This is a genomic window from Pseudoalteromonas sp. S16_S37 (assembly GCF_014694405.1).
Taxonomy (GTDB): domain Bacteria; phylum Pseudomonadota; class Gammaproteobacteria; order Enterobacterales; family Alteromonadaceae; genus Pseudoalteromonas.
This window is the reverse complement of sequence record NZ_JAAUWV010000265.1, coordinates 1-236: the sequence shown is the minus strand read 5'-3', so window position 1 is coordinate 236 and position 236 is coordinate 1. Positions and strand designations below refer to the sequence as shown.

Here is a 236-nt window from a genome sequence, read left to right as displayed (position 1 = left end):
CCATAAAGGGATACTGGAGGTGAATTTCATCAATCATACGGCGTAACTCAATCTCCTCAGCAGAGAGACCAATGGGTTGATAGTAAGCGGTCGAGCGAGCAATATTGAGTAGCTCACACAGAACTGGCCCCCAATTTTCGGACATGACTTTAAGTGATTGTTCTGTTTTTATAGTAACCAAAAATATTGGAATAGATGATGACTAGAAAACGTAGAAACCACTCTCCTGAATTTAA

General features: G+C 40.3%; 1 pseudogene. It reads right to left on the bottom strand.

Annotated features, from left to right (window positions below):
- Window positions 1-118, bottom strand: a pseudogene (locus HC733_RS22865) (IS3-like element ISVpa4 family transposase); the annotation flags it as partial.
- Window positions 119-236: the final 118 nt, after the last annotated feature.